We start from the raw sequence: 18,183 nt of genomic DNA on the forward strand, positions 1-18,183 counted from the left end.
GCCCCCGCGTCGCGCTAGGCCCCGAGCAGCTTGCGCACCCGCTCCGCTCCCACGGCGAGGAGCAGCGTGGGCAGGCGGGGGCCGGTGTCGCGGCTCACGAGCAGGTGGTACAGGAGCGCGAAGAAGGTGCGCTGGGCGGTCTTGATCTCCGGCGGGAGCTCCTTGGGTCCCGCGTCGGCGGAGAAGCCGGCGCGGACCTTCGGGACGCCGTACACGAGGTGGGTCAGGCCGTCCAGGGACCAGTGGGAGTCGAGGCCCTCCAGGAGCAGCGCGAGCGACTCGCGGGCCTCATCGTCGAGGGACGCGAGCAGCTCCGTGTCCGGGGTCTGCCGTACGACCGTGCGCTGGTCGGCGGGGACGTGGGCGTTGATCCACGCCTCCGCCCTGTCGAGGCGCGGCCTGGCCTCGTCCAGGGAGGCCAGGGGGTCGGCCGGGTCGAGCTCGGACAGGATGCGCAGCGTCTGGTCCTCGGCGCCCGCGGTGATGTCCGCGACGGAGGCGAGGGTGCGGTACGGCAGCGGGTGCGGGGTCGCGGGCAGCGGTCCGGCGGCCGTGCCCACGGCGCGCGCGTACGCTGCGGCGTCGGCGGGCAGCGCGGAGCCGTCGGCGACCTTCGCGGCGAGCTTGTCCCACTCGTCGTAGAGCCGCTGGATCTCCTGGTCGAAGGCGATCTTGAAGGACTGGTTGGGCCTGCGGCGGGCGTAGAGCCAGCGGAGCAGCGGCGCTTCCATGATCTTCAGCGCGTCGGCGGGCGTGGGCACGCCGCCGCGCGAGGAGGACATCTTGGCCATGCCGGAGATCCCGACGAAGGCGTACATGGGGCCGATGGGCTGGACGCCGTCGAAGATCTGCCGGACGATCTGCCCGCCGACGACGAACGAGGAGCCGGGCGAGGAGTGGTCGACGCCGCTGGGCTCGAAGATCACGCCCTCGTAGGCCCAGCGCATCGGCCAGTCGACCTTCCAGACCAGCTTGCCGCGGTCGAACTCGCTGAGGCGCACGGTCTCCTGGAAGCCGCAGGCCGTGCAGACGTAGGCAAGCTCCGTCGAGTCGTCGTCGTAGGAGGTGACGGTGGTGAGGTCCTTGCCGCACTGCCCGCAGTAGGGCTTGTACGGGAAGTACCCGCCGGATCCGCCGCCGCCGTCGTCCTCGGCGGCCGCGCCGGAGCCCTCGGCGGCCTCAAGCTCGGCCTCGTCGGCCGGCTTCTGCTGCTTGCCCTTGCCCTGGGCCTTGGCCGGGTCCTTCTTCGTGCGGTACTGGTCGAGGATCGCGTCGATGTCGGCGCGGCGGCGCATCGCGTGCAGGATCTGCTCGCGGTAGGCCCCCGAGGTGTACTGCTCGGTCTGGCTGATCCCGTCGTGCTCCACGCCCAGGTCGGCGAGCGAGGCCGCCATCGCGGCCTTGAAGTGCTCGGCCCAGTTCGGGTACGCGGACCCGGCGGGCGCGGGCACGGACGTCAGGGGCTTGCCGATGTGCTCGGCCCAGGACTCGTCGACGCCGGGGACACCGGCCGGGACCTTGCGGTACCGGTCGTAGTCGTCCCAGGAGATCAGGTGCCGGACCTGGTGGCCGCGGCGGCGGATCTCGTCGGCGACGAGGTGCGGGGTCATGACCTCGCGGAGGTTGCCCAGGTGGATGGGGCCCGAGGGGGACAGACCGGAGGCGACGACCACAGGTTTGCCCGGGGCACGACGCTCCGACTCGGCGATGACCTCGTCCGCGTAGCGGGAGACCCAGTCGGTGGTATCGGTGCTCTGAGCCACGGTCGGCACGTCCTCTTGTTTCCTCGGGATCCACGGAATCTGGCGTGAGCCATTCTCCCAGACGGCGGAAGCCGGTCCGGGGCCCCGCCCGGCGGGGCGCGCGGGGCCCTGCGGGGGCCGGGGTGAATCCGGGCGAACCGGCGGCCCTCCCCATGGGACACTTGACGCTCACCCTGATGCACGCCATTTACCAGAACGGAAGCTCATGGCCCCGGTCACGTCCCTCAGCGCATCCGTCCACCAGCGTCTCGCGGACGCCCTCTCGGCAGCGCTGCCGGAGGCCGGAGCCACGGACCCGCTTCTGCGACGCAGCGACCGGGCGGACTTCCAGGCCAACGGCATCCTCGCGCTCGCCAAGAAGGCGAAGGCCAACCCGCGGGAGCTCGCCACGAAGGTCGTCGACTCGATCGACGCCCCGGAGCTGCTGCGGGACGTCGAGGTGTCGGGCCCGGGCTTCTTGAACATCACGGTCACGGACCGGGCCGTCGTGGAGACGCTCGCGGCCCGCGCCGCCGACGGCGACCGCCTCGGCGTGCCGTTCGCGGAGCACCCCGGCACCACGGTGATCGACTGGGCGCAGCCGAACGTGGCCAAGGAGATGCACGTCGGCCACCTGCGGAACTCGGTGATCGGCAACGCCGTCAAGCGGATCCTCGAATTCACCGGCGAGAAGATCGTCAACCGTCACCACATCGGTGACTGGGGCACCCAGTTCGGCATGCTCATCCAGTACCTCCTGGAGCACCCGCACGAGCTGGACCACAAGGAGGCCGCCGCGGGCGAGGAGGCGGGCGAGGAGGCGATGTCCAACCTCAACCGCATCTACAAGGCCGCCCGGGTCCTCTTCGACTCCGACGAGGAGTTCAAGACCCGCGCCCGGCGCCGGGTCGTGGACCTCCAGGCCGGTGACCCGGAGACGCTGGCGCTCTGGCAGCGGTTCGTGGACGAGTCGAAGATCTACTTCTACTCGGTCTTCGGCAAGCTGGACGTGGAGATCCACGACGAGGACATCGTCGGCGAGTCGGGCTACAACGACATGCTGGCCGAGACCTGCCGCCTCCTCGAGGAGTCGGGTGTCGCGGTCCGCTCCGAGGGCGCGCTGTGCGTGTTCTTCGACGACGTGAAGGGCCCCGACGGCAACCCCGTCCCGCTGATCGTGCGGAAGTCCGACGGCGGCTTCGGCTACGCGGCCACCGACCTCTCCGCGATCCGCGACCGCGTCTTCAACGTGAAGGCGGACACGCTGCTGTACGTGGTCGACGCCCGCCAGTCCCTGCACTTCAAGATGGTCTTCGAGACGGCGCGCAGGGCGGGCTGGCTGACGGACGGCGTCAAGGCGGTGCAGCTCGCCTTCGGCACGGTCCTCGGCAAGGACGGCAAGCCGTTCAAGACCCGTGAGGGCGAGACGGTCCGCCTGATCGACCTGCTCGACGAGGCGATCGACCGGGCGACGGCCGTGGTGCGCTCCAAGGCCGAGAAGGTGGGCCTGAGCGAGGAGGAGATCCTGGAAAACGGCCGGCAGGTCGGCATCGGCGCCGTGAAGTACGCCGACCTCTCCACGTCGGCGGTACGGGACTACAAGTTCGACCTGGACCAGATGGTCTCCCTGAACGGCGACACGTCGGTCTATCTCCAGTACGCCTACGCCCGCATCCAGTCGATCCTGCGCAAGGCGGGCGACGCCCGTCCCGTGGCGCACCCCGAGCTCGACCTCGCCCCGGCGGAGCGGGCCCTCGGCCTGCACCTGGACCAGTTCGCGGCGGCGGTCGCGGAGGCCGCGGAGGAGTACGCCCCGCACAAGCTGGCCGCGTACCTGTACCAGCTCGCCTCGCACCTGACCACGTTCTACGACCAGTGCCAGGTGCTCAGCGCCGACAACCCCGCCGAGGTCGTCGAGAACCGCCTGTTCCTCGTCGCCCTCACGGCCCGCACCCTCAACAAGGGCATGGAACTCCTGGGCGTCCGCACCCCCGAGCGCCTGTAGGGGGCACCCTCAGGCCCGCCCGAGCCCGAGCCGGAGGCGCCGCAGCCCCTCGGCGATCTCGTCGGGCGTCTGCGTGACGAAGCACAGCCGCAGCGTCCCCGGCTCCGGGTCCCCGGCGAAGAACGGCGCCCCGGGCACGTACGCCACGTGGTGCGCGACGACACCGGGCAGCAACGCCGTGGCGTCGTACCCGGAGGGCAGCCGCACCCAGAGGAACATCCCGCCCTCGGGCCGGGTCCACGAGGACCCGGCGGGCAGGGCGTCCCCGATCCCGGCGAGCATGGCGTCCCGCCGCTCCCGGTACACCCCGGCCACCCGGGCCACGTGCGCGTCCAGGTCGTAGTCGGCCAGATAGCGCGCGGCGGCGAGCTGATTGACGGTCGGCGTGTGCAGATCGGCGGCCTGCTTGGCGATGGCGCAGGCACGCCGCAGCGCGGCGGGCGCCCGCAGCCACCCGAGGCGCAGCCCCGGCGCCATCACCTTGGAGAAGCTCCCGAGCAGCACGGTCCGGTCCTCGGCGCCGGCGTACGAGGCGATCCAGGGAACGTGCTCGCCGTCGAACCGCAGCTCCCCGTACGGGTCGTCCTCGATGATCCACAGTCCGCGCCGGGCGGCGACCGCGGCCACGGCGGCCCTGCGGTCGCCAGGGACGGTCCTGCCGGTCGGGTTCTGGAACGTGGGCACGGTGTAGAACAGCTTGGGCCGGTGCTCGGCGACGAGCGCCTCCAGGGCGCCGGGGTCGACGCCGTCGTCGTCCCCGGGCACGGCCACGACCCGCGCGCCCGCGAACGCGAACACCTGAAGTGCCGCCAGATAGCAGGGGTTCTCCACGAGCACCGTGTCACCGGGTTCGACGAGCGCGGTGGCGAGGAGCGAAAGGCCCTGCTGGGAGCCGGTGGTGACGAGCAGGTCGTCGGCGCCGGTGGGCAGGGAGCGGTTCGTGTACCGCTCGGCCAGCGCGGTGCGCAGCGCGGGCTCGCCCTCGGTCGTCGAGTACTGCATGGCCCGGTCCGACGCCTCGTCGAACACGGCCTGGTAGGTGGCGGCGACGTTGCGCACGTCGAAGAGCTCGGGCGCGGGCAGCCCGCCGGCGAAGTTGATGACCTCGGGCCGCGCGGTGATCGCGAGGATGTCCCGTACCGGCGAACCCCCGATGGCGGCGGCACGCGCGGCGAGCGGCGGCGTGGGGGCGGCGGCGGGGGCGCTGCTGGTGACGGTCATCGGGTTCCCTTCCCTACGTGAGGTCCCGGGCAGGGTAGTCACGTGGGTGCCGTCTACAACAGCCATTCCGCGATACGGACCCTGGCGACACTGACCGCGGGCTACCGCACCTCTTCCACGGCCCCGTCCGGATTGCGCTCGATGCCGACCCACTTCTTGCTGTCGAGGGAGAAGCCGAACGTGGGGTTGTCGCCCTCGCCGCTGGTGCGGAACGGCTTACCCGAGTCGTCGATCCGCACGGTGCCGTGCCGTGTGCCGCTGGACCACTCCATCTCGAGGAACCAGCTCACGTCGTGCGCCTTGACGTCGGCGTCGACGTAGAAGGCCGCGGGGTCCTTCTCGCTCACCTTGTAGGGGAAGTCGACCTCCCCCGACTTGGGGGTCAGGCGCGGGACCGACGCGTCGAGGTTCACGTCGAAGGAGTGCTGGGGCACGTTGCCGCCGCAGCCGACGCCGACGTACCCCATCTCGTAGGCGTTGCGCCTGAGCGGCGCGCCGCTGCCGACGACCCGGACGTCGAGCGACTCCAGGACGACGGTGTCGTCGCCCGTGCCCTGGACGACCAGCTTCACGGTCTGCCGCCCCGCGGGGACCGCGCCGTTGGCGCTCACCCAGCCGGGGGCGTCCTGTTCGTTGGGCGGCGGGGAGAGCCGCTCGGGGGTCCGCGCGACGAGGTAGGGGTTGCCGCAGGGGTCGTACCAGTGGTGGGGATGCGTGGACACCGTCAGGGGCACCGCGTCGGACGCCTGGCCGTGGGCGCCGGTGCCACCGCCGGCCGGGCCCCCGGAGGACGCGGGCCCGCTCCCCTTGTCCGCGCTCTCCTTCTCCCCGCCGCTCTTCCCGTGGCCGGCTCCGCCACCGCCGCCGCGGGGGTCCTTCTTCTGCCCCGGTCCGTGCCTGGGGGACGACTGGGCGGCGGGGCTCTGCTTCCGCTTGCCGTCCTCGACGACCTCGCCGGGGGCGGTCGGCACGCTGTCGGCGGACGACTTCGCGCGGTCGTCCGAGGACTTGTCACCCGACCCGGACTGGAGGGCGAGCGCGGTACCCCCGAGGGCGAGCACCGCCCCCACAGCGGCCGCCACGACAAGGCGCCGCCGCTTGCCTGACACCGCCTGCGGCACCCGGTCGGACACCAACGGCCCGCCGTCCTCGACCTCGTCCGGCACGGGCGGCGCCGCCTCACCCCCGGAGGCATCGACAGGCTCCGCTTCCCCGGGCTCGGGCGGGACGTCGGCTTCCCGGCGCCCCCGGCCCGCGTCGGCGACGATCCACCGCCGGTGCAGCTCCACCAGCTCCTGCGGCGAGGCCTTGCAGAGACGACCCAACCGCTCCACGGGGGCGAACTCCACCGGCACGGCACTGCCGTTCACGTACCGGTGCAGCGTCGATGTGCTCAGGTGCAGGCGCTTGGCCAGTACCCCGTAACTGAGCCCGGACCGCTCCTTGAGCTCCTTCAGCAGGTCGGCGAATCCCTCTGCCCCCACCGTTCCTCCGTCCCGTGCGACCGTTCCAGACGAGACCTGTCCCCCCAGGTCAGAGCCCGTACAGCCATTCCAGCGTCCCGTACTCCCCGGCCGGGCTGGCCCGCGGGACGAAGCTGCGTACAAGCTTCAGCCATCCAAGCACGCCGACCGGGCCCCGCGGCCAGGAGGCGCGCTTCTCCCCCGTCTGTACGTCATGCACATCACATCCACGAACCCGTCGAGAGGGATCACTCATGCGCACCCGTATGTTCGCCGCCGCCACCGTCGCGCTCGCAGCGCTGTCGCTGACGGCGTGCGGGGGCAATGATGACGGCGTACGGGACGAGGGCGCGTCGAAGCCCTCCGCGGCCGACAGCGGCTCCGGAGCGGGGAGCGGCACCGAGCCCACGTCGGACAGGACGCGCACCACCGGTTCCGGTGGGTCCACCGGCGCCGCCGGGTCCACCGGCTCCGGCGGCGCGGCATCGGACCAGGGCGCCGACAGCGACCCGGACGCCCCAGGGAACCGTGTCCCCTGCACCGCCGCCAACACGTCCGTCACGGCCGCCCCGGTCACCCGCCCGCTGAACCACATGCTGATCACCGTCACCAACACCGGCTCCACGATGTGCGACCTGCCGGGCCGTCCGATCCTCAAGTTCGAGGGCGCCCAGTCGGTGCCGCCGGTGATCGAGGAGAGCAAGCCGCAGGCGGTCACGTCGCTGAAGCCCGGCGCCAAGGGCTACGCCGCCGCGATCCTGCTCGCCGGCGACGGCAGCGGCGGCGCCAGCCGGCAGGTGAACAGCCTGGAGGTCGGCTTCGAGGGCAGTGACGACTTCGCCGAGGCCACGCTCCCCGCGGAGGGCGTCCACATCGACAGCTCCCTGCGCGTCACCTACTGGCAGTCCGACTCGGCGTCGGCCCTGAACTGACCCGCGCCACACCGCGCACCGCGCGCACCCCGTACACGTACCGACCGGCCACCGACCGGCCACAGACCGGCCACCGACCGGCAACAGACCCGAAAGGCACCACCATGCGCAACACGTCCCGCGTCCGCACCCTCACCGCCCTCGCCCTGGCCGCCGCGGCCCTGACCGCCACGGTCTCCGCGGGCGCCGCCCAGGCCGCCCCCGCCGCGGCGGGGCCCGTCACCTGCACCGCGGCGAACACCGAGCTGACGGTGAAGAAGGTCCAGAGCCCGGTCAACCACCTCCTCCTGAAGGCCACCAACACCGGCACCAAGTCCTGCTACGCGTACAACGCGCCGTACCTGCGCTTCGACGACGCGCAGTCCGCGACCTCGGTCAACCGGGACAGCGTCCCGCAGTCGGTCGTCACGCTGGAGCCGGGTCAGTCGGCGTACGCGGGCGTCCTCACGTCGACTCCGCAGGGCACCCACGGCTACAAGGCCCGTGACCTCGGCGTGTCGTTCGCCAACCGCGCCTGGACCGGCAGCACGGGCGGCGAGAAGGGCCTGGAGCTGCCCGGTGGCGGCGTGTACCTGGACAGTTCTGCCGCGGTCACCTACTGGCAGACGAAGGCCTCGACGGCCCTCGCCTGGTAGTCCGCACGGCGGGCACCGGAGCCCGGCGCCCGCTTACCTCCCGGTGAGTACCGCACCAAATAGTCGGTACTTGCCGCTCCCTGCGGGCCTGGCGAGGATCGAGATGTTCCCCCGTGACACCTCGATCCTCGCCAGTGCCTATCCAGGAGCACCCATGCCTGCCACCGACGACCGCACCCCCGACTCCCGCCCCGTCTCCGTGCTCGGCCTCGGCATGATGGGCACCGCCCTGGCGTCGGCCCTGCTGAAGGCCGGCCACCCCACCACCGTCTGGAACCGCAGCCCCGCGAAGAGCGGGCCGCTCGTCGCCCAGGGCGCGACCCCCGCGGACACCGCCCGGGACGCGGTCACCGCGAGCCCCCTCGTCATCGTCTGCCTGACGACCAACGACAACGTGCGCGACCTGCTCGCCCCGCTCACCGAGGAGCTGCGCGGCCGCACCCTGGTGAACCTGACCAACGGCACGCCCTCCCAGGCACGGGACCTCGCGGCCTGGGCACGGGAGCACGGCGTCTCCTACGTCGACGGCGGCATCATGGCCGTACCGCAGATGATCGCGGGCCCGCAGGCGTACATCCTCTACAGCGGCGACGAGGACGCGTACACGACGCACCGCGAGACGCTCGCCGCCCTCGCGGACACCAAGTGGGTGGGCACGGACGCGGGCCTCGCCGCGCTGTGGGACCTCGCCCTGCTGACCGGCATGTACGGCATGGTGCTTGGCGTCTCGCAGGCCTACGCCCTGATCGGCAGCGCGGGTGTGCCCGCGAAGGACTTCGCGCCGCTCCTGCTCGACTGGGTCGGCGCGATGACCCACGGCATCGTGCCGGGCACCGCCGAGGCACTCGACTCCGGACAGCACCTGACGGACGTGTCCAGCCTGGCGGTGAACCAGGCTGCGGTGCCGAACATCGCCTCGGCGTTCGCCGAACAGGGCGTCCAGGACCTGCTGTTCGCGTCCCTGCGCCCGCTCCTGGACCGTGCCGTCGCCGAGGGACACGGCGCCGACGGCCTGTCCCGCCTGACCGAGCTGCTCAAGACGCCGTAGGGCAGCCACACCGAGAGCCGCCACGGCATCACGGGACGAGGACCACCTTGCCGGTCGTCCGCCGCTGTTCCAGGGCCGCGTGCACCTCGGCGGCGTGGGACAGCGGGAACGACTGCACGGCGGGCGTGAGATGGCCGGCCGCGGCGGCGGCGAGGGCGCGGCGCTCGTGCTCCGGGCGGTCCTCGGGCCTGCTGATGATCCGCGTCAGGGCGTCGACGTACGTCAGGCCCCGCGCCGCGAGGACGTCCTCGCCCGGAGCGAACGCCTCCTGCGACGCGGACCCGATGGACACGAACCGGCCGCCGTCGGCCAGCAGCCCGAACGCGGCCGCCGCCTTCGCCCCGCCCACCCCGTCCAGGACGACGCCGACACGGCGCCCGCCGAGCCGCGCCCGCACCTCGTCGTCCCAGCCGTCCTCGTCGTAGTCCACGGCGACGACCTCGGGACCGCCGTCGGCGCCGAGCTTGCGTACGGCGGCGACCTTGGCGGGGCCGCCCGCCGCGCCGACGACGAGCGCGCCCAGCTCGTGCGCGTACTGCACGACGAGCCGCCCCACGCCGCCCGCCGCCGACGTCACGAGGACGACGTCGTCCGGCGTGAGTGCGGCGATGTCGAGGAGGCCGACGGCCGTGGTGCCGGTGACCACCATGGCGACGGCGGCCTCGAAGCCGAGCCCGGCGGGCACCGCGTGCAGCGCACCGATGTCGGCGACGGCCAGTTCGGCGTAGCCGCCGGGGCTGCCGTGCGCGGTCACCACCGGTCGCCCCAGCCACTCCTGCCCCACTCCGGGGCCCACCGAGTCCACGACACCGGCGACTTCCCCGCCGAAGACCGAGGGCAGCTCCGGCAGCGGCGGCGCCAGGTCACCGGCCGTGCCCGACCGCAGCACCGTCTCGATGAAGTGCACCCCGGCGGCCCGCACGGCGATGCGCACCTGCCCGGGCGCGGGCACGGGGTCGGGCACGGTCTCGTACCGGAGGTTGGCGGCGGGCCCGAATTCATGGAGTACGACGGCGTACATCTGGTCCTCCCGGAGGTGGGAACGGCTTGCTGCACCCACCCTCGAACCTCAACAGCGGTTGAAGTCAAGGGACTCCAACCGCTGTCGTACCGCCTGGCGAGCGCCGTCGCTCCGGCTACGGCCGTGGCTACAGCTTCCGCGCCGCCTCGGTGGCCCAGTAGGTCAGGATGATGCTCGCGCCGGCCCGCTTGATGCCGGTGAGGGACTCCATGATCGCCCGGTCCCGGTCGATCCAGCCGCGCTCGGCGGCGGCCTCGATCATCGCGTACTCGCCGGAGACCTGGTAGGCGGCGACGGGCACCTGCGCCACGTCCGCGACCTTGGCGACGATGTCGAGGTAGGGGCCCGCGGGCTTGACCATCACCATGTCGGCGCCCTCCTCGAGGTCCAGCGCCAGCTCCCGCAGGGACTCCCGGATGTTGGCCGGATCCTGCTGGTAGGTCTTGCGGTCGCCCTTGAGCGAGGACCCCACGGCGTCCCGGAAGGGCCCGAAGAACGCCGACGCGTACTTCGCCGTGTACGCGAGCACGGCGACGTCCTCGTGCCCGGTCTGGTCGAGCGCGTCCCTGATGACGCCGATCTGGCCGTCCATCATCCCGCTCGGCCCCACCACATGGGCACCGGCGTCGGCCTGGACCTGCGCCATCTCCGCGTACCGCTCCAGGGTCGCGTCGTTGTCGACCCGGCCGTGCTCGTCCAGGACACCGCAGTGCCCGTGGTCGGTGAACTCGTCCAGACACAGGTCGGACATGACGAGCAGGTCGTCCCCGACCTCCGCCCGCACGTCCCTGAGCGCCACCTGGAGGATGCCGTCCGGGTCGGTGCCCACGGTGCCGAGGCCGTCCTTCTTGGACTCCTCCGGCACCCCGTACAGCATGATCCCGCTGACTCCCGCCGCGACCGCCTCCACGGCGGCCTTCTTCAGCGTGTCCCGGGTGTGCTGCACGACCCCCGGCATCGACCCGATCTCCACCGGCTCCGCGATGCCCTCCCGCACGAACGCGGGCAGCACCAGATCGGCCGGGTGCAACCGGGTCTCTGCGACCATGCGCCGCATGACGGGAACCGTACGCAGCCGCCGCGGCCGCGCCCCCGGGAACGAACCGTACGTACTCACTCCTGCATCCACCTCACCGTGATCTGGCTGTGTACTCCGCCCGCCCCGCGAGGGCACCCTACGGCGCCGCCGCCCGCCGCCGCCGGGCCCCCGGCCGCCGCTCACTGGGCCGGGTGACGGCGTCGCCCGCCTCCAGGGCGGCGGCCCGCCGCGCGGCACCGAACTGGGCCAGCGCCTCGGCGAGCTTGTGCACGGAAGGCTCCGGGGCCATGACGTCCACCCGCAGCCCGTGCTCCTCCGCGGTCTTCGCGGTGGCAGGCCCGATACAGGCGATCACCGTCACGTTGTGCGGCTTGCCCGCGATGCCCACCAGGTTCCGCACGGTGCTCGACGAGGTGAAAAGCACCGCGTCGAACCCGCCGCCCTTGATGGCCTCCCGGGTCTCCGCAGGCGGCGGCGACGCCCGCACGGTCCGGTAGGCCGTCACGTCGTCGACCTCCCAGCCCAGGTCGATGAGCCCGGCGACCAGGGTCTCCGTGGCGATGTCGGCCCGCGGCAGGAACACCCGGTCGATCGGGTCGAAGACGGGGTCGTACGGCGGCCAGTCCTCCAGGAGACCGGCGGCGGACTGCTCACCGCTCGGCACGAGATCCGGCTTCACGCCGAAGGCGACCAGGGCGGCGGCGGTCTGCTCCCCCACCGCGGCGACCTTGATCCCGGCGAAGGCGCGGGCGTCGAGCCCGTACTCCTCGAACTTCTCCCGCACCGCCTTGACGGCGTTGACCGACGTGAAGGCGATCCACTCGTAGCGCCCGGTCACCAGGCCCTTGACGGCCCGCTCCATCTGCTGCGGCGTCCGCGGCGGCTCGACGGCGATCGTCGGCACCTCGTGCGGCACCGCGCCGTAGGAGCGCAGCTGGTCGGAGAGCGAGGCGGCCTGCTCCTTGGTGCGCGGCACGAGGACCCGCCATCCGAAGAGCGGCTTCGACTCGAACCACGACAGCTGGTCGCGCTGCGCGGCCGCGGAGCGCTCGCCGACCACGGCTATGACGGGCTGCCCGCCGTCCGGCGACGGCAGCACCTTGGCCTGCTTGAGGACCTGCGCGATGGTGCCGAGCGTCGCGGTCCAGGTGCGCTGGCGCGTCGTCGTGCCCGCGACCGTCACCGTCATCGGGGTGTCCGGCTTGCGCCCGGAGGAGACCAGCTCACCGGCGGCGGCCGCGACCGAGTCCAGGGACGTGGAGACCACCACGGTCCCGTCGGACGCGCCGACCTCCCCCCAGCAGCGCTCGGAGGCGGTGCGCGCGTCGACGAACCGCACGTCGGTGCCCTGCGCGTCCCGCAGCGGCACACCCGCGTACGCGGGCACCCCGACCGCGGCCGCGATGCCGGGCACCACCTCGAAGGGGATGCCCTCGGCGGCGCAGGCGAGCATCTCCCCGGCCGCGTAGGCGTCCAGGCCCGGATCGCCGCTCACCGCACGCACGACCCGCCTGCCGCCCCGCGCGCCCTCCATGACAAGATTGGCGGCGACTGAGGCCGACGGCCCGTCGACCCTCGCTGACGTGCCGTCAGCGGCCTGCGGGAGGGGTGTGTCCACACCCCCTCGGGCATGCACACGTACGACATCGAGAACATCCGGCTCGGCGATCAGCACATCCGCTCGGGCCAGCGCCTCGACGGCGCGCAGAGTCAGCAGTCCCGGATCTCCGGGTCCGGCACCCAGGAAGGTGACGTGCCCGTGTGCGGGAAGGCCGGGAAGGTTCGAGGTGGGGCTCAAAGTGCTCGCTCCCCCATCAGACCGGCCGCGCCCTTGGCGAGCATCTCGACGGCGAGTTCCCGTCCGAGTGCCATCGCCTGGTCGTGTGTCCCGGGCACGGGACCGGTGGTGGACAGCTGCACCAGCGTCGAGCCGTCGGTGGCACCGACGACGCCGCGCAGGCGCATCTCCTTGACAATCTGCCCGTCGGTCAGGACGTCGGCCAACGCACCCACAGGTGCGCTGCAACCGGCCTCCAGAGCGGCGAGCAGGGATCGCTCGGCGGTCACGGCGACCCGCGTGTACGGGTCGTCGAGCTCGGCGAGCGCGGCGGCGAGTGACACGTCGGTCGCTGCGCACTCGATCGCCAGTGCCCCCTGGCCGGGGGCGGGCAGAACTGTGTCGACCGACAGGAAGTCGGTCACCTCGTCGGTCCGGCCGACGCGGCTGAGTCCCGCGGCGGCGAGCACGACGGCGTCGAGCTTGTCGTCGCGTACGTATCCGATGCGGGTGTCGATGTTCCCGCGGATCGGCACGGTCCGTATGGACAAGCCGTGGCTGCGCGCGTAGGCGTTCAGCTGCGCCATGCGGCGCGGCGAACCCGTGCCCACGCGGGCCCCCTCGGGAAGCTCCGCGAAGGTCAGCCCGTCCCGGGCGATCAGCGCGTCCCGCGGGTCCTCGCGCTCGGGCACCGCGGCGAGCGTCAGCTCGGCGGGCTGGGTCGTGGGCAGGTCCTTCAGCGAGTGCACGGCGAAGTCGACCTCACCGGCGAGCAGCGCGTCGCGCAGCGCGGTGACGAACACACCGGTGCCGCCGATCTGCGCGAGGTGCTCGCGGGAGATGTCGCCGAACGTGGTGATCTCCACCAGGTCGACGGGCCGCCCCGTCAGTTCGGTGACCTTCCGTGCCACCTGCCCGGACTGGGCCATGGCCAGCTTGCTGCGCCTGGTCCCGAGTCGCAGAGCCTTCTCGGTCATGCGCGGCCTCGCTTGGATTCGTCGTTCTCGTGGAGCTGGAACTGCTGGAGCTGCTGGAGCTGCTGGTCGGTGCGCCCGCCCGCGTCGCTCAGGAGATCGGCCCTGGACACGGCGGCGACCGTCTCCGGGTCGAGGTCGAACAGGGTGCGCAGGGCGTCGGCGTACCCGGCGCCGCCGGGCTCGCTGGCCAGCTGCTTCACCCGTACGGTCGGCGCGTGCAGCAGCTTGTCGACGACGCGGCGCACGGTCTGGGTGATCTCGGCGCGCTCCTTGTCGCCGAGTGCGGGCAGCCTGCCGTCGAGCCGGGCCATCTCGCCACTGACGACGTCGGCGGCCATGGTGCGCAGGGCGACCACGGTCGGCGTGATGTGCGCGGCCCGCTGCGCGGCGCCGAACGCGGCGACCTCGTCGGACACGATCGTGCGCACGGCGTCCACGTCGGCGGCCATCGGCGCGTCCGCGGAGGCGCCCGCCAGGGACTCGATGTCGACGAGCCGCACGCCGGGGATGCGGTGCGCGGCGGCGTCGACGTCCCGGGGCATGGCGAGGTCGAGCAGGTACAGCGCGGCGCCACGCGCGACGGAGGCCGGTGCCGGGGCCGTGCGGTTCGCCCGCGCCGGAGCACCGCCTATGGCGGGGCTGTTGCCGACGAGCGCGGCGTGCTGCTCGTACGCGGTCTCGTCCCCGACCTCGGAGCCCACGGGGCAGCCGTCCGCGGTGGTGGGGGCCGGGGTGCCCGCGGCGCGGTCCGGGTGGGTGCCGCGGTCCGGGGCGGGGGCAATCACGCAGTCGTCGTCGGGGCAGGCCGCGGAACCGTCGTCCGCCGTCGGCGCGCCCGCGCGTCCCGCGACCGCCGCCGTGACGTCGGCGGCGGTGAGGACGAGGCCCGTCGCTCCGGTGCAGGACACGGCCAGGTCGGCACGTGTAAGTTCCTTCGCCACGCTGTCCATCGGGACGGCGCGGGCGGTGACCCCGGTGCCGCCGTCGCCGAGGATGGCGGCGAGGCGCTCGGCCCGCTCCAGGGTGCGGTTGGCCACGACGACCTCGTCCACGCCGGAGCGCGCGAGCGTCGCGGCGGCCAGCGAGGACATGGAGCCCGCGCCGATCACCAGGGCGCGCTTGCCCTTGGCCCAGGCAGGCACGGACTCGCGGCCCGCGAGCTGTTCGAGGCCGAAGGTGACGAGCGACTGCCCGGCCCGGTCGATGCCGGTCTCCGAGTGCGCCCGCTTGCCCACGCGCAGGGCCTGCTGGAAGAGGTCGTTGAGGAGCCGGCCCGCGGTGTGCAGCTCCTGCGCCCGCGCGAGCGAGTCCTTGATCTGGCCGAGGATCTGGCCCTCGCCCACGACCATGGAGTCGAGCCCGCACGCCACCGAGAACAGGTGGTGGACGGCGCGGTCCTCGTAGTGCACGTACAGATGGGGGGTGAGCTCCTCGAGGCCCACGCCGCTGTGCAGCGCGAGCAGCGTCGAGAGCTCGGCGACGCCCGCGTGGAACTTGTCCACGTCCGCGTACAGCTCGATGCGGTTGCAGGTCGCGAGCACCGCGGCCTCGGCGGCGGGCTCGGCCGCCACCGTGTCGTGCAGCAGCTTGGCCTGCGCGCCGACGGCGAGCGCGGCCCGCTCGAGGACGCTGACCGGGGCGCTGCGGTGACTGAGGCCCACGACGAGGAGACTCATGCCGGCATCACGGCGGGGACGTCCCCGTCGGGTCCCTTGCGGTGGTCCTTGGCGACGGCGGGCGCGGCCGCGCCGTCGTCCGCCGCGGCGTCCTCGCCGGCCTTGCGCTGCTCGTGGAAGGCGAGGATCTGCAACTCGATGGAGAGGTCGACCTTGCGCACGTCGACGCCGTCCGGCACGGACAGGACGGTCGGCGCGAAGTTCAGGATGGAGGTGATGCCCGCGGCCACGAGCCGGTCGCACACCTGCTGGGCGGCGCCCGCGGGGGTCGCGATGACGCCGATGGAGACGCCGTTGTCGCTGATGATCCGCTCGAGGTCGTCCGTGTGCTGCACCGGCATGCCGGCGACGGGCCTGCCCGCCATGGCCGGATCGGCGTCGATCAGGGCGGCCACGCGGAACCCGCGCGAGGCGAACCCGCCGTAGTTCGCGAGCGCGGCACCGAGGTTGCCGATACCGACGATGACAACCGGCCAGTCCTGCGTCAGACCGAGCTCACGGGAGATCTGGTAGACGAGGTACTCGACGTCGTAGCCCACGCCCCGCGTCCCGTACGAGCCGAGGTACGAGAAGTCCTTGCGCAGCTTCGCTGAGTTGACCCCCGCTGCGGCGGCCAGCTCCTCGGAGGAGACCGTGGGCACCGAGCGCTCCGACAGCGCGGTCAGAGCCCTCAGGTACAGCGGAAGCCTGGCGACGGTGGCCTCGGGAATTCCTCGGCTGCGGGTCGCCGGTCGGTGAGTTCGGCCAGTTGCCACGGTGCTCCTGCGGGTAGAGCGGGGCTGAAGGCGGGCTGGCACCCGTAGTCGTGTCCCCAGACCGCCCCGTCGACAGCAGGCTATGTCTTTGTGAACGCGTGCACAAAGATGGTGTCCGATTTGCCCGGCCAACGTGACCGGGGTCACGCACCCCCGGCGCACTTCCGTGGAACCGGCGCACGGCCTGGAACGACACTCAGCCGACGGGGGCAAAACCGCACACACCCTTCACGATCACGCCCCCGAGATCTCAAAACCGACCCCCGATGCTAAACGACTTTCCGGACAGCTCCCGACATCACATCCGGCCGCCCCGTCCCGCCACGGCCACCCGGGCACTCCCGCGGGCGTCCCGTCACCCTTGCAACTCCCGCCGCAGCCGCGCCTCGTCGACCCGCCAGAACGTGTGCTGCTCCCCGTCCACCAGGACGACCGGGATCTGCTCCCAGTACGCGCGGTGCAGCGCCTCGTCCCGCGTGATGTCCCTCTCCTCCCAGGCGGCGCCGGTCTCGCCGCAGACCTTCTCGATCACGGCCCGCGCGTCGTCGCACAGATGACAGCCGGGCTTGCCGACCAGGGTGACGAGCCGGTCGCCCGCGGCGGGACGGACGCCCTCGCCACCCGTGGCCTTCTTCGCTGCGCCGCCGCTCCGGCGGAAAAGAGGACTCATGCCCCCCAGCTTCCTACGCGGGGCCGCCCACCGGGTACGCAACCGCGCCGCGCCGGGTGTGACCAGCGCGACACGGACCGTTGACGGCTTCGCTTCCTTCTCGTCACGGGCCGACCGAACAGAGTGGCTATGCTCGACGGCATGGCCACTTTGGGTTGGCTCCACCCCCGCAGGCGCTTCGCCACCGCGCGCAGCGTCCTTGCGGGCGAGGCATCGGCCGAGGCGGCGCGCAAGACGTCGCAGGAGCTGGAAGCAGCCGACGAGCGCGACGACGCCCTCGCGCCGGGCACGGCGGCCCAGGCCCCGCCCGCGGAACCGGTGGCCCCGGAGTTCCCCGTCGCCGGCGACGAGGAGGCCGCGGCGTTCTTCGACCTCGACAACACCGTGATGCAGGGCGCCGCCCTGTTCCACTTCGGCCGCGGTCTGTACAAGCGGAAGTTCTTCCAGCGCCGCGAGCTGGCCCGCTTCGCCTGGCAGCAGACCTGGTTCCGGCTCGCGGGCATCGAGGACCCCGAGCACATGCAGGACGCCCGCGACAGCGCCCTGTCCATCGTCAAGGGCCACCGCGTCGCCGAGCTGACCTCCATCGGCGAGGAGATCTACGACGAGTACATGGCCGAGCGCATCTGGCCGGGCACCCGCGCCCTGGCCCAGGCCCACCTCGACGCGGGCCAGAAGGTCTGGCTGGTCACGGCGGCGCCGGTGGAGACGGCCACGATCATCGCCCGCCGCCTCGGCCTGACCGGCGCCCTCGGCACCGTCGCGGAGTCCGTGCACGGCGTGTACACCGGCAAGCTGGTCGGCGAGCCCCTGCACGGCCCCGCCAAGGCCGAGGCCGTCCGCGCCCTCGCCGCCGCCGAGGGCCTGGACCTCAGCCGCTGCGCCGCGTACAGCGACTCGCACAACGACATCCCGATGCTCTCCCTCGTCGGCCATCCGTACGCGATCAACCCCGACGCCAAGCTGCGCAAGTACGCCCGCGCCCGCGACTGGCGGCTGCGCGACTACCGCACGGGCCGCAAGGCGGCGAAGGTCGGCATCCCGGCCGCGGCGGGCGTCGGCGCCCTCGCCGGGGGCACGGCGGCCGCGATCGCCCTGCACCGCCGCCGCGGCTGACGGGCCGCCCTTCCGCCTCGGCCGCCTTCCGCCCGCCTCGGCCGCCCCTGCGCATCGGCCTACGTCGCTCCGTCCCGCGGCCACCCGCAGCTCCCCGCGGCTTCCG

General features: G+C 72.8%; 15 protein-coding genes. 5 read left to right on the forward strand and 10 right to left on the reverse strand.

All coding sequences use genetic code 11. From position 1 onward, the window contains the following. Positions 1 to 14: 14 nt before the first annotated feature. Positions 15 to 1,772 carry a lysine--tRNA ligase gene (gene lysS, locus ACH4DX_RS14380; protein WP_398155224.1) on the reverse strand — a complete coding sequence of 586 codons (1,758 nt, stop codon included), beginning with the start codon at positions 1,770 to 1,772 and terminating at the stop codon, positions 15 to 17. 196 nt (positions 1,773 to 1,968) lie between these two features. On the opposite strand from lysS, the gene argS reads away from it, so the two are divergent. Beyond that, positions 1,969 to 3,747 (forward strand): arginine--tRNA ligase, encoded by a 1,779-nt coding sequence (gene argS / locus ACH4DX_RS14385; RefSeq protein WP_398155225.1) that lies wholly within the window; start codon positions 1,969 to 1,971, stop codon positions 3,745 to 3,747. A 9-nt stretch (positions 3,748 to 3,756) separates the two neighbouring features. Here the strand turns inward: argS and ACH4DX_RS14390 are convergent, their stop codons facing one another. Both ACH4DX_RS14390 and ACH4DX_RS14395 read right to left on the reverse strand, forming a co-directional pair. Next, complete coding sequence (locus tag ACH4DX_RS14390; protein WP_398155226.1) at positions 3,757 to 4,968, reverse strand: PLP-dependent aminotransferase family protein; 1,212 nt, start codon at positions 4,966 to 4,968, stop codon at positions 3,757 to 3,759. 101 nt (positions 4,969 to 5,069) lie between these two features. Continuing rightward, on the reverse strand, positions 5,070 to 6,452 hold the full coding sequence (locus ACH4DX_RS14395) for a helix-turn-helix domain-containing protein (RefSeq protein ID WP_398155227.1): 1,383 nt from the start codon (positions 6,450 to 6,452) through the stop codon (positions 5,070 to 5,072). 233 nt (positions 6,453 to 6,685) lie between these two features. Between ACH4DX_RS14395 and ACH4DX_RS14400 the strand changes: the two genes are divergently transcribed. From ACH4DX_RS14400 to ACH4DX_RS14410, 3 genes are all read left to right on the forward strand, one after another. After that, entirely contained in the window at positions 6,686 to 7,363 is a 678-nt protein-coding gene (locus ACH4DX_RS14400; protein ID WP_398155228.1) for a DUF4232 domain-containing protein, read from the forward strand. A gap of 104 nt (positions 7,364 to 7,467) precedes the next feature. Then, a complete protein-coding gene (locus ACH4DX_RS14405; RefSeq protein WP_398155229.1) occupies positions 7,468 to 7,998 on the forward strand; it encodes a DUF4232 domain-containing protein in 531 nt (176 codons plus the stop codon). Between the two features lie 154 nt (positions 7,999 to 8,152). After that, positions 8,153 to 9,046, forward strand: a complete 894-nt coding sequence (locus ACH4DX_RS14410) for an NAD(P)-dependent oxidoreductase (protein WP_398122255.1) — start codon at positions 8,153 to 8,155, stop codon at positions 9,044 to 9,046. Positions 9,047 to 9,074: 28 nt separating this feature from the next. Here ACH4DX_RS14410 and ACH4DX_RS14415 read toward each other — a convergent pair whose 3' ends face one another. The 7 genes from ACH4DX_RS14415 to ACH4DX_RS14445 form a co-directional block, all read right to left on the reverse strand. After that, positions 9,075 to 10,067: a zinc-binding dehydrogenase gene (locus tag ACH4DX_RS14415; RefSeq protein WP_398155230.1), complete on the reverse strand. Its 993-nt coding sequence runs from the start codon at positions 10,065 to 10,067 to the stop codon at positions 9,075 to 9,077. A 127-nt stretch (positions 10,068 to 10,194) separates the two neighbouring features. Next, positions 10,195 to 11,184, reverse strand: a complete 990-nt coding sequence (hemB, locus tag ACH4DX_RS14420) for a porphobilinogen synthase (protein ID WP_398155231.1) — start codon at positions 11,182 to 11,184, stop codon at positions 10,195 to 10,197. A gap of 58 nt (positions 11,185 to 11,242) precedes the next feature. Then, positions 11,243 to 12,904: a uroporphyrinogen-III synthase gene (locus ACH4DX_RS14425; RefSeq protein WP_398122258.1), complete on the reverse strand. Its 1,662-nt coding sequence runs from the start codon at positions 12,902 to 12,904 to the stop codon at positions 11,243 to 11,245. Further along, positions 12,901 to 13,860, reverse strand: a complete 960-nt coding sequence (gene hemC / locus ACH4DX_RS14430; protein ID WP_398122259.1) for a hydroxymethylbilane synthase — start codon at positions 13,858 to 13,860, stop codon at positions 12,901 to 12,903. The genes ACH4DX_RS14425 and hemC overlap by 4 nt, the downstream gene beginning before the upstream one ends. Then, positions 13,857 to 15,536 carry a glutamyl-tRNA reductase gene (locus tag ACH4DX_RS14435; protein ID WP_398155232.1) on the reverse strand — a complete coding sequence of 560 codons (1,680 nt, stop codon included), beginning with the start codon at positions 15,534 to 15,536 and terminating at the stop codon, positions 13,857 to 13,859. Before ACH4DX_RS14435 ends, hemC begins: the two co-directional genes overlap by 4 nt. Beyond that, a complete protein-coding gene (locus ACH4DX_RS14440) occupies positions 15,533 to 16,291 on the reverse strand; it encodes a redox-sensing transcriptional repressor Rex (RefSeq protein WP_398122261.1) in 759 nt (252 codons plus the stop codon). The genes ACH4DX_RS14435 and ACH4DX_RS14440 overlap by 4 nt, the downstream gene beginning before the upstream one ends. Before the next feature lie 355 nt (positions 16,292 to 16,646). Continuing rightward, positions 16,647 to 16,961, reverse strand: a complete 315-nt coding sequence (locus ACH4DX_RS14445; RefSeq protein WP_398155233.1) for a glutaredoxin family protein — start codon at positions 16,959 to 16,961, stop codon at positions 16,647 to 16,649. Positions 16,962 to 17,102: 141 nt separating this feature from the next. Here ACH4DX_RS14445 and ACH4DX_RS14450 point away from each other — a divergent pair, with 141 nt between their 5' ends. Further along, positions 17,103 to 18,077, forward strand: a complete 975-nt coding sequence (locus ACH4DX_RS14450) for an HAD family hydrolase (protein ID WP_398122263.1) — start codon at positions 17,103 to 17,105, stop codon at positions 18,075 to 18,077. Positions 18,078 to 18,183: the final 106 nt, after the last annotated feature.

Source organism: Streptomyces sp. NPDC017940, assembly GCF_044328435.1.
Classification (GTDB): Bacteria; Actinomycetota; Actinomycetes; order Streptomycetales; family Streptomycetaceae; genus Streptomyces.

What these genes read in the sequence shown, in the direction of transcription:
- ACH4DX_RS14415 (WP_398155230.1), bottom strand. Translation starts at nt 10,067, where the DNA reads ATGTACGCCGTCGTACTCCATGAATTCGGGCCCGCCGCCAACCTCCGG.
- ACH4DX_RS14390 (WP_398155226.1), bottom strand. Translation starts at nt 4,968, where the DNA reads ATGACCGTCACCAGCAGCGCCCCCGCCGCCGCCCCCACGCCGCCGCTC.
- ACH4DX_RS14450 (WP_398122263.1), top strand. Translation starts at nt 17,103, where the DNA reads ATGGCCACTTTGGGTTGGCTCCACCCCCGCAGGCGCTTCGCCACCGCG.
- ACH4DX_RS14435 (WP_398155232.1), bottom strand. Translation starts at nt 15,536, where the DNA reads ATGAGTCTCCTCGTCGTGGGCCTCAGTCACCGCAGCGCCCCGGTCAGC.
- ACH4DX_RS14400 (WP_398155228.1), top strand. Translation starts at nt 6,686, where the DNA reads ATGCGCACCCGTATGTTCGCCGCCGCCACCGTCGCGCTCGCAGCGCTG.
- hemC (WP_398122259.1), bottom strand. Translation starts at nt 13,860, where the DNA reads ATGACCGAGAAGGCTCTGCGACTCGGGACCAGGCGCAGCAAGCTGGCC.
- ACH4DX_RS14405 (WP_398155229.1), top strand. Translation starts at nt 7,468, where the DNA reads ATGCGCAACACGTCCCGCGTCCGCACCCTCACCGCCCTCGCCCTGGCC.
- argS (WP_398155225.1), top strand. Translation starts at nt 1,969, where the DNA reads ATGGCCCCGGTCACGTCCCTCAGCGCATCCGTCCACCAGCGTCTCGCG.
- ACH4DX_RS14410 (WP_398122255.1), top strand. Translation starts at nt 8,153, where the DNA reads ATGCCTGCCACCGACGACCGCACCCCCGACTCCCGCCCCGTCTCCGTG.
- ACH4DX_RS14445 (WP_398155233.1), bottom strand. Translation starts at nt 16,961, where the DNA reads ATGAGTCCTCTTTTCCGCCGGAGCGGCGGCGCAGCGAAGAAGGCCACG.